This window comes from Rhizobium sp. Leaf321, assembly GCF_001423215.1.
Lineage (GTDB): Bacteria > Pseudomonadota > Alphaproteobacteria > Rhizobiales > Rhizobiaceae > Neorhizobium > Neorhizobium soli.
On the sequence record NZ_LMOF01000008.1, the window covers coordinates 1,030,214 to 1,043,365 of the forward strand.

Below are 13,152 nucleotides of genomic sequence, written 5' to 3' on the forward strand. Positions count from 1 at the left end.
CGGGCGGCAGCTTGCCGTCCTGTTCGGCCTGCTGCTGGCGTCGCTCGCCGCCATCGGTCTCGTGGTCGGAGTGAGCGTCGGTATCGGCGACCTGCCGATCCCGCTTTCGACGACCTATGCCGCAATCACCAACCGGCTGGGCTGGACCGCGATCGAGCTCAACCGCATCCACGAGACGGTCATCTGGGACTACCGCCTCAGCCGGGCGCTGGTCGCATCCTTCTGCGGTGCGGGTCTTGCGCTGTCTGGCGCCATCATGCAGTCGCTGCTGCGCAATCCGCTGGCCGAGCCCTATGTGCTCGGCATTTCCGCCGGCGCCTCCACCGGGGCGGTGGCAATCGTCATTCTCGGGCTTGGCGCTGGCACGGTGTCGCTTTCGGCCGGTGCCTTTGCCGGCGCCTTTGCGGCGTTCTTTTTCGTAGCGTTGCTGTCGAACGGCGCGCGTGGCGGGGCGGATCGCACCATTCTTGCGGGCGTAGCGGCATCGCAGCTGTTCAACGCGGCAACCTCCTATATCGTTACCACATCCGGCAATGCGCAGCAGGCGCGTGACGTGATGTTCTGGCTGCTCGGCAGTTTCGGCGGCGTGCGCTGGCCGGAATTCATGCTCGTCTCGGTCATCGTCGGCGTGTGCCTGATCGTCTGCCTGTTCTATGCGCGGGTGCTCGACGCGTTTGCCTTCGGAGACGAGGCGGCCGCCTCGCTCGGCGTCAATGTCGGTCGGGCCCGCATCGTGCTGTTTGCGCTGACGGCGATCATGACGGCGACGATCGTCTCGATGGTTGGAACGATCGGCTTTGTCGGTCTCGTCGTGCCGCATGCGGCGAGGTTCATCGTCGGGCCTTTGCATATCCGGCTGCTGCCGGCCTGCGCCATCGTCGGTGCAATCTTCATGGTGCTGGCCGATATCGCCTCGCGGGCGCTGATCCCGCAGCAGGTTCTGCCGATCGGCGTCGTCACGGCTTTGGTCGGCGTGCCGTTCTTCTCCGTCATTCTCTACCGGTTCCAGAAGTCGTCATGAGCATCGAAGCGGAAAATCTCAGCTGGAAGATCGGCCGCAAGACCATTCTCGACGGCGTGTCCTTCGCGGCCGAACCGGGCAAGATGGTCGGGCTGCTCGGGCCGAACGGATCCGGCAAGACCTCGCTTTTGCGCCTGATCGCCGGACTGAAGACGCCGCATGCGGGCAAAGTGACGCTCGATGGCCGCGATATCGGCACGATCGGCCGTCGGTCTATCGCCCAGAGGGTGGCGTTCGTGGAGCAGCATGCGACGACCAATTCCAGCCTGCGGGTCATCGACGTGGTCAAGCTCGGGCGCTTTCCGCACCGGTCGATGTTTTCGGGCTGGTCGATGGCCGACGACGAGGCGGTGAGTGAGGCGCTGGAACGCTCAGGCATGGTGGAAAAGCGAAACGACCGCTGGCAGAGCCTGTCCGGCGGCGAGCGGCAGCGCGTCCATATCGCCAGGGCGCTGGCGCAATCGCCGAAGGAACTGATCCTCGACGAGCCGACCAACCATCTCGATGTCCAGCACCAGATCAGCCTCATGCGGCTGGTTGCCGGTCTGCCGGTGACGAGCGTGATCGCGCTGCACGATCTCAACCACGCTGCGATGTTCTGCGACAGCCTGATCATCCTGCAGCAGGGCAGGATCGTCGCGTCAGGGACACCGGAGGAGATCATCACGCAGGAACTTCTGCGGGACGTGTTTTCGGTCGATGCGCGGGTGGAAACCTCGTCGCATCACGGGCGGCCGCATATCCACTATCTGCGATAGATCCGAAAACCTCGTATTCGCGCTTCCCTTGCGACGCATTCGTTGTAGGCTCATGTCCTCAGCACGTTGAACACGCACGGGAGAGAGACGGATGACACACGCCGCTTACGCACTGCAGATCGTCCGCGAGTTCGATGTACCGGCCGAGAAGCTCTACAAGGTCTGGACGACGCCGGAACGGTTCGGCGAGTGGTTCTGCCCGCTGCCCTGGAAAGTGACGCAGGCGCGCGCCGACCTTCGTCCCGGCGGCGAGAGTTTTGTGCTGATGCAGGGGCCGGAAGGCGAAACGGTGCCGAATGCCGGAGTCTATCTGGAAGTCGTGCCGAACAGGAAGCTCGTGTTTACCGACGCCTATACGGCCGGATGGGTGCCCTCGGCCAAGCCGTTCATGACCGGCATCATCGCGTTCGAGGATATCGGCGGCGGACGCTCCCGCTACACGGCAACTGCCGTCCACTGGGCCGAGGAAGACATGATCGCCCACCGGGACATGGGGTTCGAGCAAGGCTGGGGCGTGGTTGCGGACCAGATGGCAGAGATTGCCAAGACGATGTAGATTTTCTCGATTCCTTTCAGGCTGTTGGGCCCTATCGCTCGTGTCCTTAATCCGCAAACGGTGCGGCTGACGATGTGAATCCGGTTTAGGATCCAAGTGTCTGAAACCAGATCCCTTTTGCCTATCCATTCGATCGAACGAACCGTTCGAGAAAATCCGGTTTGCGGGATGTCTGTCCGGTGGCTATGTGACTGGCATCAGCAACCGGATATCTTCTTACGATGGAACTCGGCGTTTACACTTTCGGCGATCTCGACCCGACCCTGCTCAACAAGGGTGGGGAGGCGGCACGGCGGGTGACGAACCTTCTCGAAGAGATCGAGCTTGCCGACCAGGTGGGGCTCGACGTGTTCGGGCTCGGCGAACATCACCGGGCCGACTATGTGATATCGTCGCCGGCGACGGTACTTGCGGCGGCGGCCGTGCGCACCAAAAACATCAGGCTGACGAGTGCGGTGACGGTTCTGTCTTCGGAAGATCCGGTGCGGGTGTTTCAGGAGTTTGCGACCGTCGACCTGATCTCCGGCGGCCGGGCCGAGATCATGGCCGGGCGCGGCTCGTTTATCGAATCCTTCCCGCTGTTCGGCTACGACCTTGGCGATTACGACGACCTGTTTTCGGAAAAGCTCGATCTGCTGCTCGCGCTGCGCGACAACGAGATCGTGACCTGGCAGGGCGAGAAGCGGGCGCCGATCAATGGCCGTGGCGTCTATCCGCGGCCGTTGCAGAACCAGATGCCGGTGTGGATCGCGGTCGGCGGCACGCCGCAGTCTGTGGCGCGGGCAGGGGCCATGGGCCTGCCGCTTGCGGTCGCCATCATCGGCGGGGAATATCCGCGCTTTGCGCCGTTCTTCAAGCTCTACCGCGAGGCGGCGACCCGGGCCGGGCATGATGCCGCCGCTCTGCCAACCAGCATCGCTGTGCATGGTTTCATCGCCGACACGACCGATATCGCTGCCCAGCAGTTCTACGGGCCGCAGGCGGCGGTGATGGACCGGATCGGTCGCGAGCGCGGCTGGGGGCCGACCAACCGGGTGCATTTCGACCAGGCCCGTGGTCCGATCGGCAATCTCTTTGTCGGCGAGCCGGAGCTGGTGGCGGAAAAGATGATCGCTGCCCACACGGTGTTCGGCATGAGCCGTTTCATGCTGCAGATGGCGATCGGCCTGATGCCGCATGATCAGATCATGCGCGGCATCGAACTCTACGGCACGAAAGTGGCGCCGATCGTCAGAAAAGAGATCGGGAGCCCAAAAAGCATTTGACGGGCCGGGTCGTTGGCGCGAAACCGGCGACCTTACAGAGAATGGACGTGCGGGACGGATGATCATTTCGAACGAAGACGAGCTTGCAAAGCTCAAGGAGATCGGCAGGCTCTGCGCCCGTGCGGTGGATCTGATGGGCAAGGCGCTCGAGCCAGGGATCACCACCCGCGAACTGGATGCGATCGGCCGCAAGCTTCTGGAAGACAACGGCGCGCAGTCGGCTCCCGAGCATGACTACCAGTTTCCTGGCGCAACCTGCATTTCCGTCAACGAGGAAGTGGCGCACGGCATTCCGGGCGACCGGGCGATTGCGGCGGGCGATCTCGTCAATATCGACGTTTCGGCGCTCAAGGACGGATTTTACGGCGATACAGGCGCGTCATTCTGCGTGCCGCCGGTCAAGCGCGAGGTCGAAAAGCTGTGCCGCGACGGCAAGCGGGCGCTGTGGACCGGGTTGCAGCAGGTGAAGACGGGAAAGCCGATTGCCGGCATCGGCAACGCGATCGGGGCGTTTGCCAAGAAGAACCGCTATACGCTGATCACCAATCTTTCGAGCCACGGCATCGGCCGCTCGCTGCACGAGGAGCCGGGTGAAGTGCCGACATGGCCGGATCCGCAGGAAAGCCGTATCATGGAGGAGGGGCTGGTGTTTACCATCGAGCCGTTCCTGTCTCTCGGCGGCGAATGGGCCGAAGACGGCGACGACAAGAGCGATCCGTGGACGCTCTACAGTGAACCCAAGGCGCCGACCGTGCAGTTCGAGCACACGATCGTGGTGACGCGCAACGGGCCGCTGATCCTGACGCTGGCAGACTAGGCCTAGCCCAGATTTGTCAGCAGACCGGCCGAAGAGTCGGCCGGGTCAATCCGATCAGCTTTTCTTGTGTTTGCTGCAGACGATATCCAGCCTGCGATAGAAAGCGTCGGCGCGCTCCTGATTGAGCTTGTCCATCATCAGGCTGGTCTGGCGACGGGCAGCGCTTTCGAGCAACTGGGCAAACGCCGCGTTGCCGATCTGGTCGGCCTCGCGCAGCTGCGAGATCAAAGGGTCGGACATCACGTCCGAACGGGTAAGATCCTGGTTCATCAATATAAACTCCATCATCCCTACAAAATCGATCCGAACACCTGAAACGGCATTCGAAGGGTACGATGCGTAGATTTCCTAAAATGAACGCCGGCCAGGACATCCGAATCACCGGAGCCCCTGTCGACCTTCATATAATGCCCGTCATTCGTGTCAGCAAAGCGACAGAAGTCGTGATTTGTGGTGTCGGGAATGGGATTGCAGGTGACCCGAATTTGAGGCTGCCCGACCACCCATCAGCGCTTGTCATCGCAGCGATGACAATTTCTGCATTGTGCAGCGCAACTGCCGCTGGGATAAGGCGGCATGTTGCAGATCCCCATTTCCCAGGTTCGAAATCCTATTTTGATTGGCTTGTCCGGCGGCGTTGCGATGGCGGCGGCGATGGGTTTCGGGCGGTTCTTCTATACACCGGTGCTGCCGGGGATGATCGCGGGCATCCCGATCTCGGCTGCCGACGCGGGCACGATTGCAGCCGGTAACTTTGCGGGTTATCTGGCCGGTGCCGTGCTTTCGGCCTATGCCTGGGCGTCAGGTCGCGAGCGGCAGGTGGCGCTCGGGGGATTGCTGGCGACTGCAGTTCTTCTGGCGGCCATGGGGCTTTCGACATCGGTCACGGTGTTTGTGGTGATCCGTTTTCTCGCCGGGCTTGCGAGTGCGTTTTCGATGATCTTCACCTCGGCCGTGGTGCTGCCGCATGCGGCGGGCCGTCCGACTGTCGGCATGCTGCATTACGGTGGCGTGGGCGCCGGCATCGCGCTGTCTTCGGCGCTTGCCTTCATCGTCAACACGGTGGCGGGTGATGCGGCGCACGGGTGGCGGATCAACTGGTTTGCGGGTGCGGCGATCGCGCTCCTTGTCTTCCTCCTCGTGTCGCGCGGATTGCCGCGGCCGGCCGGGGAGACGCGGGCACCGGTCGAGCCCAGGCTCGTCTGGAACCGTCCGCTGGTGCTGATAACGCTGTCCTATGGTCTGTTCGGCTTCGGTTACGTGATAACAGCCACGTTTCTTGTCGCGATTGCGCGGATGGGCAATGCCGGGTCGGTGGTCGAGTTTCTGGCATGGTTCGTCACCGGCTGTGCGGCCGCGGTTTCGCTGTTTGCCTGGCAGCCCTTCGTCAGGCGGCTCGGGCTCGGGGCGGCCTATTGCGCCGCCATCGCGCTGCTGTGGCTCGGCGTGCTCGGCTCTGTGATGCTGCCGGCGGTTTCCGGTGCGCTGTTCGGCGGGTTGCTGCTCGGGGCGACGTTCATGGTCGTTACCGCCTACGGGCTGCAGCTCGGGCGCCAGCTTGCGCCGCAAAGTCCACGCCGCGCCTTTGCCTTCATGACCGCCGCCTTCGGCACCGGCCAGATCGTCGGGCCGCTGGTGGCAGGGTTTATAGCGGAGCGGAGCGGCAGTTTCACGCTACCGTCGCTGATTGCAGCCGGCGCCCTTGTCGTGTGCGTTGGGCTGGCATTGCCGCTGATCCGGTATGTGCCTCGACGGGACGCCTGAGGGCTGATGCTTACATTTATGTAACAATGGTGGGGAACCATTGCCGCTCCCTTGGAACTGCCTTAGTTTCCGGCCACATCGTCCACCCCGACATCATCCTAGAATCGAACTCAGGAAAGCGCGCGCTCCGTGTTCCACTCCTTCTTTCCCCGACCAAAACTGTTTTTCACGTCTGCGGCCATTTGGACTGTCATTACCATCCTGGCCTGGTACTTCGTTTTTGACGGGCTCGGCCAAAGTCTCGGCTTCACGATGCCGGAGGGCTCGCCGGATCGTTACGATCTGACCTACTTCCTGATGCCGACCAATATCTGGTTCTATTCGTATTTCGCCATCACTCTGCTTCTGTTCGGTGCTGCATGGAGCGTGCTCGACAAGCACAATCCATGGATCGGCTGGTCTGTCTGGGGATCGCTGCTGATCATTGCGGTCACCTATTTCGGTGTGCAGATTTCGGTCATCTTCAACAATTGGCGCCGACCGTTCTTTGACCTGATGCAGAATGCGCTGGGAGGAAAACCCGGAATTACCGAGTGGAACTTCTATGACCTGATGGTGATCTTCGCCCAGGTAGCCTTCCTGAGCATGGTTGTATCGATCCTCACGGACTTCTTCACCAGCCACTATATTTTCCGCTGGCGCACGGCGATGAACAATTTCTACATGTCGAAGTGGGAGAAGCTGCGCCATATCGAAGGTGCATCCCAGCGTGTCCAGGAAGATACGATGCGGTTTTCTTCGACGCTGGAATCGCTCGGCATATCGCTGATCACGTCCGTCATGACGTTCGTGGTCTTCCTGCCAATCCTGCTCGGTCTTTCAAGCTACGTCACGGACATCCCGTTCTTCGGCCAGGTGCCCTATGCGCTGTTCTGGGCGGCCATCTTCTGGTCCCTGTTCGGAACCGTGCTGCTTGCCGTCGCCGGTATAAAGCTGCCGGGCCTGAACTTCCGTAACCAGCGCGTCGAAGCGGCCTACCGCAAGGAACTGGTCTACGGCGAAGACCATGCGGACCGCGCCCAGCCGCTGACCGTCATGGAGCTGTTCGGCAATGTGCGGAAGAACTATTTCCGAATGTACTGGCACTACCTCTACTTCAATGTCGCCCGGTACGCGTATCTGCAGGCGGACGCACTGTTCCTGATCTTCCTGTTGGTGCCGACGATCGTGGCTGCGAAAATCACGCTCGGCATCTGGCAACAGATCAGCACGGCCTTCGGACAGGTATCGAGCTCCCTGCAGTACCTCATCAGTTCCTGGACGACGATTATCGAGCTCTTGTCCATCCACAAGCGCCTCCAGGCCTTCGAGGCGGCGATCGATGGCGAGCCGCTGCCGGAGATCGACCGGAATTATCTGGTGCGTGAAGCCGAAGGCGGGGAGATGGCGGCGAACAAGCCGACCTGACCTGATCGTCGTTTCCAGATAACAGACAGCAGTTTTGGTCGCGCCGGGTGCCTAGTCCGGCGCGGTTTCTCGTTCAGGGGAAGGGCAGGCGGCGCAATAAGGGTATTTTGGAGTTCAGGCTTTCCGCCTGCCCGGGCCGTTTCCGATGATTTTCGGGATGCCGAAAACCGTCACGGCCATCATCGGAACCGGTTCTTTCGAACCTTTGGTGATGCCGGTTCGCGAACCCGGTTTCCCGCCCGATGACGCAAGCATTATCGCGCGGCCCGACAGCGTGAGGACGGGCGGTTTTCAGAAAAATGATAATCCGTTGGTTTCAAACGGAGATAACGTGCATTAGCGGATTTTTCGGATGCCTTAGGCGACAGCTTTGCGGCGGAACCGCATCTGGTTCAGCGTCCAGCCGGCAAGGCAACCAATGGCCGCGCCTGCGGCCTTGACCAGTGCGTCATCCATATGGGCATGCCGCGAGGGCGACAGGAGCTGCAGCATCTCGATGCCGCCAGCCCCGATCAAGAGCAGAACTGCGCAAAAAATCCACTGGCGCGGATAGGCGGCGACGAAGAGGAAGGCCATCACGGCGAAGGCCGCCGCCCGGTCGACATCCACGGGCAGGAGGTCGTGCGGCCGCAGGTCGATCGGCGAGATCGTCACGAAGACGATCGCGGCGAGCGCCAGCCAGGCCAGGGTTCTGAGCGGATTTGCGAGAAGGCGGTTTGTCATCGGGGTGTCATACCGAACTATGCTGCATTGCGAAAATCGAATCGTCGCCCGCGGTTAACGGCGTCCAGCAGACGGCTACAGGCCGGACGTTGCCTTGGCCTTGCGACGTTCTGCGATCATGGGGATGGCCTGCTTGTAGCTGACGCAGGCGACATCGTCCCTATTGCAGACTTCCGAGACCAGCCGTTCCATCGCCCGCCAATAGGCGCCGCCGTTCATCTCGACGAAGTGAAAGCCGAGCTGAACAGGAATGCGGTCACCGTCGTATTCGCGGTCGAAGGCGGCGCGGAACGCGGAATAGGCGCGGTCCTCGAACGTGGACGACTGGCTGGGATTGTCGATGCCGCCGGAATGGCGGATGAACAGGTTGTAGTCCATGGCGATGATCGGTCGCTGCGACGGGCCTTCGGGAATGAGCGGCAGGCCGAAGCGGATCAGCCCGTCCTCCTCTTCCGGCATCATCGGCCCCTTGGTGACAAGGCTTGCATCATAGGTAAAGCCCGCTTTTTTCTCGGCGACAGTCATGCCGGCACTGGTGGCGAAATAGGGGGCGCGGAAACCATGGATGTCGTTCGCCACGAAATCCTTCCAGCCACCGGGTTCGCTGTCGCCAGCACCGATCGCCGTCCAGGCATTGCCGAGCACGCGCGAGAAGGTCGTCATCTCGGCGCTCCAGTCTGCCGCGGACCAGTCCTTGCCGTCGAAGTGGCCGCAGGTGTGGCTGGAAATGTCGTGGCCTTCCTGATGCGCCTGCCAGATATGGGAGAGCCGTTCTCGCGCTTCGTCTTTCGTCTGGGCAAAGCCGATATTGGAGCGGCCGGGCTTGTGGCCCGGTCCCTGATAGGTCGACCGCTCGGCGCGGGGGATCAGCAGCGTGCAGGACAGGAAGTAGGTGAAGTGGGCGTTGTTGGCCCTCGCAAAATCGCGGCTGCGCTGCCACAGGTGGTTGGGACCGGCGCCATCGAAGGAGACGATCAGCAACTGTTTCGGCCGCTCGTCTGCGCTCAACGCCGGGGAGGCGAGGCAGAGGCAAAGGGCGATGGAGGAAGAGAGCAAACGCATGGCAACCCGGTACTGTGTCCAAAGGGGAGAATCGAGGCGAATTTCCCTGCGCCCGGATTAAGGCGAAGCTTTGAATTGGGATATGATAGAAGGGACCAAGGCTCCTTGCATCAACAAGCTTGTTTGAGAATTGCGTGAGGGGCCTTACATCCTTAGCAAAATAAGCTATTAGGCGCTCTTTAGATGGATGGGGCCCCAGCAAGGCCGGAGTGATCATGGCGCAGAACGACGACAGCTTTTTCCGTGAGGTCAACGAAGAACTTCGTTCCGACCAGTTGCAGTATGTGTGGAAGCGCTACAGCCGTATCCTGATCGGCGTTGCCGTTCTCGTCGTCCTCGGCACGGCCGGCTGGCGCGGGTACGAATACTGGGAAAACCACGGTTCGTCGCAGTCGGGTGACCGGTTTATCGCGGCGCTTGATCTTGCCTCGAAGGGCAAGAACGACGAAGCGCTGGCGGCACTCTCCGCGATCGAAAAGGATGGCTCCGGCGCCTATCCGGTTCTCGCCAAGATGCGTGCAGGCTCGGTTCAGGCCGCCAAGGGCGATACCGGGGCAGCCATCTCCACCTTTACAGCGATCGGCGGCGACACTTCAGCGCCGGCCGGAATCCGCGATCTCGCAAAACTGCGCGCCGCATGGCTGCTGATCGACGCCGGCACCTACGATCAGGTGTCTGCACAGGCGCAGGCCATGGCCAACCAGGGCCAGACGCTTGCCAATTCCGCCCGCGAGGCACTCGGTCTTGCCGCCTACAAGGCCGGCAACATGGCGGAAGCCAAGACCTGGTTCCAGCGGATCGCCGAGGATGCCAGTGCGCCGCGCAACGTTGCCAACCGCGCCCAGATCATGCTCGACAACATCGCCGCATCCGGCAAGGCGCCCTGATTTTTCGCCACAGGGCAGCAAGGAACGACTATGAGCTTCACCGTCGCCATCGTAGGACGCCCGAATGTCGGCAAGTCCACGCTCTTCAACCGGCTGGTCGGCAAGAAGCTCGCGCTCGTCGATGACACGCCGGGCGTTACCCGTGACCGCCGCCCGGGCGATGCCAAGCTGATCGACCTCCGGTTCATCATCATCGATACGGCCGGTCTCGAAGAGGTCGGTCCCGATACGCTCGAGGGCCGCATGCGGGCCCAGACCGAGCTCGCCATCGAGGATGCCGACCTGACGCTGTTCGTGGTCGATGCGAAATTCGGCCTGACGCCGCTCGACAAGACGTTCGGCGAGCTGTTGCGCCGCAGCGGCAAGCCGGTCGTGCTGGTGGCCAACAAATCCGAAGCCAAGGGTTCCGACGGTGGTTTCTACGATGCCTATACGCTGGGTCTCGGCGAGCCGGTGCCGATTTCTGCCGAACACGGCCAGGGCATGATCGACCTGCGCGACGCGATCGTCGAGGCGATCGGCGAAGACCGGGCGTTTCCGGAAGGCGACGACGACGAGGCCGAGACGGATATCGACGTGCGCGACAGCGTGCTGGGCGAAGAGGCCGACGACGAGTTTGAGCCTGCCTATGACGATACCAAGCCGCTGCGGGTTGCCATTATCGGCCGTCCGAATGCCGGCAAGTCGACGCTGATCAACCGCTTTCTGGGTGAAGACAGGCTGCTGACCGGCCCGGAAGCGGGCATTACCCGCGACAGCATTTCCGTCGACTGGGAGTGGCGCGGCCGCACGATCAAGATGTTCGACACGGCCGGCATGCGCAAAAAGGCGCGCGTCCAGGAGAAGCTCGAAAAGCTGTCAGTCGCCGACGCGCTGCGGTCGATCCGCTTTGCCGAGACGGTCGTGATCGTGTTCGATGCGACCATTCCGTTTGAAAAGCAGGACCTGCAGCTGGTCGATCTGGTGCTGCGAGAAGGTCGCGCCGCCGTGCTCGCCTTCAACAAGTGGGACCTCGTCGAAGAACCGCAGGCGGTGCTGGCCGAGCTGCGCGAAAAGACCGAGCGGCTGCTGCCGCAGGCGCGCGGCATCCGCGCCGTGCCGATTTCCGGCCAGACCGGTTATTCGCTCGACAAGCTGATGCAGAGCATCATCGACACCGACATGGTGTGGAACAAGCGCATCTCGACGGCCAAGCTCAATCGCTGGCTGGAAGGCACGCAGGTTCAGCATCCGCCACCGGCCGTTTCGGGCCGTCGCCTGAAGCTCAAATACATGACGCAGGTCAAGGCCCGCCCGCCGGCCTTCATGATTTCCTGCACGCGTCCCGATGCCCTGCCGGAAAGCTACATCCGCTATCTGACCAACGGCCTGCGCGCCGATTTCCAGATCCCGGGCGTGCCGATCCGCATTCACTTCAAGGCGGGCGAGAACCCGTTCGAAAACCGCCGCAAGAAGCGATAAACCTGCTCGATGATCGCGTTTAGTGCAGAGCGTCGATCATCAGCAGCACGAGCGATTTCGCCAAATGGTTGAAATATAAGCCAGAACGTGGGCTGAACGCAGCGACCGCTAAGGCGTTTCGCGCTCTGCTTGCATTCGGTTCGTCTTTATGATCCACTCCTTCTTGTCGACCCGGTGCTGTGGAGGGCGTTGGGCGGCCTTTTGGGAGGTTTTTTATGATCGTACTCGGTCTGCTGACTGCCGTGGGTCTTGGTGCTGGTGGTATCGGCTATTTCATCTGGCGCGGATAAGCATCAGCGGGACGTGCCGGTTCGACATGCAGGCTAGCGCATAGAACCCCGGCCACAGCAGCAATATTCGGTTATCGCGCAGTCAGCGCCTTGACGCCCTGTACCTTGAGCACGTTGCCGAGAAACTGTTTCGAGGCGGCTTCCCAGGTGTAGCGGCGGGCAAGGCGACTTGCGTCCTCGCGCTGACACGTCAGTGCTTCCAGGCAGGCAAGACGCAGGTCTTCGTTGAGGGCACCGGCGCCTGAGCCCTGTTCGATGATATCGATCGGACCCATGACCGGATAGGCCGCGACCGGGACGCCGCTTGCCAGCGCCTCGAGAATGGTGTTGCCGAACGTATCGGTTCTGGACGGGAAGACGAACACGTCGGCCTGGGCGTAGGCGCGTGCCAGGTCTTCTCCCGTTTTCATTCCCGTGAAAAGCACATGTGGGTAGCGCCGTTGAAGGTCGGCGCGGGCGGGGCCGTCGCCGATCACGACCTTGGAGCCCGGCAGATCGAGATCGAGAAAGGCGGGCAGGTTTTTCTCCACGGCTACTCGGCCGACCGTCATAAAGATCGGACGAGGCAGGTCGAAGGGCTTGGCCTCGAGTGCCACCGGGTGAAACACCGTCTGATCGATACCGCGGCTCCAGCGCAGAAGATTTTTCACGCCGAGCTTGTGCAGTTCCCGCTCCAGGCTCGCGGTTGCCACCATGCAGCCGTTGCCGGCATTGTGGAACCAGCGGACGAAGCCGTTGAGCAGCCGGATCGGCACCGGAAAGCGGGCGGCCACATATTCCGGAAAACGCGTGTGATAACTGGTGGAGAACGGCATGCCGTTCTTCAGGCACCAGCGGCGGGCAGCAAGTCCGAGCGGTCCTTCCGTTGCAATATGCACGGCGGATGGCTGAGTTCCTTCGATGGTCGCGGCAACGCTGCGGAAGCTTGCGACCGAAAGGCGGATTTCCGGATAGGTCGGGCAGGGGATGCTCGAGAAATCCAGCGGCGTCACCATCGAGACATTGATGCCCATGCCTGCCAGTTCGCGGTTGGTATTTTCGATCGAGCGTACGACGCCATTGACCTGCGGATACCAGGCGTCGGTTACAATGGTAATCCTTGTCATGGTTTGACCCGGCCCCGTTGCCATGCCGGAACCGA

14 protein-coding genes are annotated in these 13,152 nt (G+C 61.8%); 10 read left to right on the forward strand and 4 right to left on the reverse strand.

Annotated features, from left to right (window positions below):
• Positions 1-19 precede the first annotated feature (19 nt).
• The 5 genes from ASF70_RS22125 (at position 20) to map (ending at position 4,417) form a co-directional block, all read left to right on the forward strand.
• Positions 20-1,021: an iron chelate uptake ABC transporter family permease subunit gene (locus ASF70_RS22125; protein ID WP_113110873.1), complete on the forward strand. Its 1,002-nt coding sequence runs from the start codon at positions 20-22 to the stop codon at positions 1,019-1,021.
• Positions 1,018-1,779 carry an ABC transporter ATP-binding protein gene (locus tag ASF70_RS22130; RefSeq protein ID WP_062582826.1) on the forward strand — a complete coding sequence of 254 codons (762 nt, stop codon included), beginning with the start codon at positions 1,018-1,020 and terminating at the stop codon, positions 1,777-1,779. The genes ASF70_RS22125 and ASF70_RS22130 overlap by 4 nt, the downstream gene beginning before the upstream one ends.
• Positions 1,780-1,870: 91 nt before the next feature.
• A complete protein-coding gene (locus tag ASF70_RS22135; RefSeq protein WP_062582828.1) occupies positions 1,871-2,335 on the forward strand; it encodes an SRPBCC family protein in 465 nt (154 codons plus the stop codon).
• A gap of 221 nt (positions 2,336-2,556) precedes the next feature.
• Positions 2,557-3,600: an LLM class flavin-dependent oxidoreductase gene (locus tag ASF70_RS22140; RefSeq protein ID WP_062582830.1), complete on the forward strand. Its 1,044-nt coding sequence runs from the start codon at positions 2,557-2,559 to the stop codon at positions 3,598-3,600.
• Positions 3,601-3,658: 58 nt separating this feature from the next.
• The gene (gene map / locus ASF70_RS22145; RefSeq protein WP_062582832.1) at positions 3,659-4,417 is read left to right on the forward strand and encodes a type I methionyl aminopeptidase; all 759 of its coding nucleotides are present in this window, start codon (positions 3,659-3,661) and stop codon (positions 4,415-4,417) included.
• A 54-nt stretch (positions 4,418-4,471) separates the two neighbouring features.
• On the opposite strand, the gene ASF70_RS22150 is transcribed toward map, so the two are convergent.
• Positions 4,472-4,687, reverse strand: a complete 216-nt coding sequence (locus ASF70_RS22150) for a hypothetical protein (RefSeq protein ID WP_062455558.1) — start codon at positions 4,685-4,687, stop codon at positions 4,472-4,474.
• A gap of 306 nt (positions 4,688-4,993) precedes the next feature.
• Here ASF70_RS22150 and ASF70_RS22155 point away from each other — a divergent pair, with 306 nt between their 5' ends.
• The 3 genes from ASF70_RS22155 to ASF70_RS24120 all read left to right on the forward strand — a co-directional run bounded on the left by ASF70_RS22155 (position 4,994) and on the right by ASF70_RS24120 (position 7,928).
• Entirely contained in the window at positions 4,994-6,181 is a 1,188-nt protein-coding gene (locus ASF70_RS22155) for a YbfB/YjiJ family MFS transporter (RefSeq protein WP_062582833.1), read from the forward strand.
• 129 nt (positions 6,182-6,310) lie between these two features.
• Positions 6,311-7,588 (forward strand): peptide antibiotic transporter SbmA, encoded by a 1,278-nt coding sequence (gene sbmA / locus ASF70_RS22160; RefSeq protein WP_062582835.1) that lies wholly within the window; start codon positions 6,311-6,313, stop codon positions 7,586-7,588.
• Positions 7,589-7,745: 157 nt separating this feature from the next.
• Positions 7,746-7,928, forward strand: a complete 183-nt coding sequence (locus tag ASF70_RS24120) for a hypothetical protein (RefSeq protein ID WP_156461908.1) — start codon at positions 7,746-7,748, stop codon at positions 7,926-7,928.
• Between the two features lie 17 nt (positions 7,929-7,945).
• Here the strand turns inward: ASF70_RS24120 and ASF70_RS22165 are convergent, their stop codons facing one another.
• Complete coding sequence (locus ASF70_RS22165; protein ID WP_062582837.1) at positions 7,946-8,311, reverse strand: VanZ family protein; 366 nt, start codon at positions 8,309-8,311, stop codon at positions 7,946-7,948.
• 75 nt (positions 8,312-8,386) lie between these two features.
• A complete protein-coding gene (locus ASF70_RS22170; RefSeq protein ID WP_062582839.1) occupies positions 8,387-9,373 on the reverse strand; it encodes a hypothetical protein in 987 nt (328 codons plus the stop codon).
• Positions 9,374-9,588: 215 nt separating this feature from the next.
• Here ASF70_RS22170 and ASF70_RS22175 point away from each other — a divergent pair, with 215 nt between their 5' ends.
• Together ASF70_RS22175 and der are read left to right on the forward strand one after the other, a co-directional pair.
• The gene (locus ASF70_RS22175; protein ID WP_062582841.1) at positions 9,589-10,260 is read left to right on the forward strand and encodes a tetratricopeptide repeat protein; all 672 of its coding nucleotides are present in this window, start codon (positions 9,589-9,591) and stop codon (positions 10,258-10,260) included.
• 30 nt (positions 10,261-10,290) lie between these two features.
• Positions 10,291-11,721, forward strand: a complete 1,431-nt coding sequence (gene der, locus ASF70_RS22180; protein ID WP_062455575.1) for a ribosome biogenesis GTPase Der — start codon at positions 10,291-10,293, stop codon at positions 11,719-11,721.
• Between the two features lie 361 nt (positions 11,722-12,082).
• Here der and ASF70_RS22185 read toward each other — a convergent pair whose 3' ends face one another.
• Entirely contained in the window at positions 12,083-13,117 is a 1,035-nt protein-coding gene (locus tag ASF70_RS22185; RefSeq protein WP_082472051.1) for a glycosyltransferase family 1 protein, read from the reverse strand.
• Positions 13,118-13,152 lie beyond the last annotated feature (35 nt).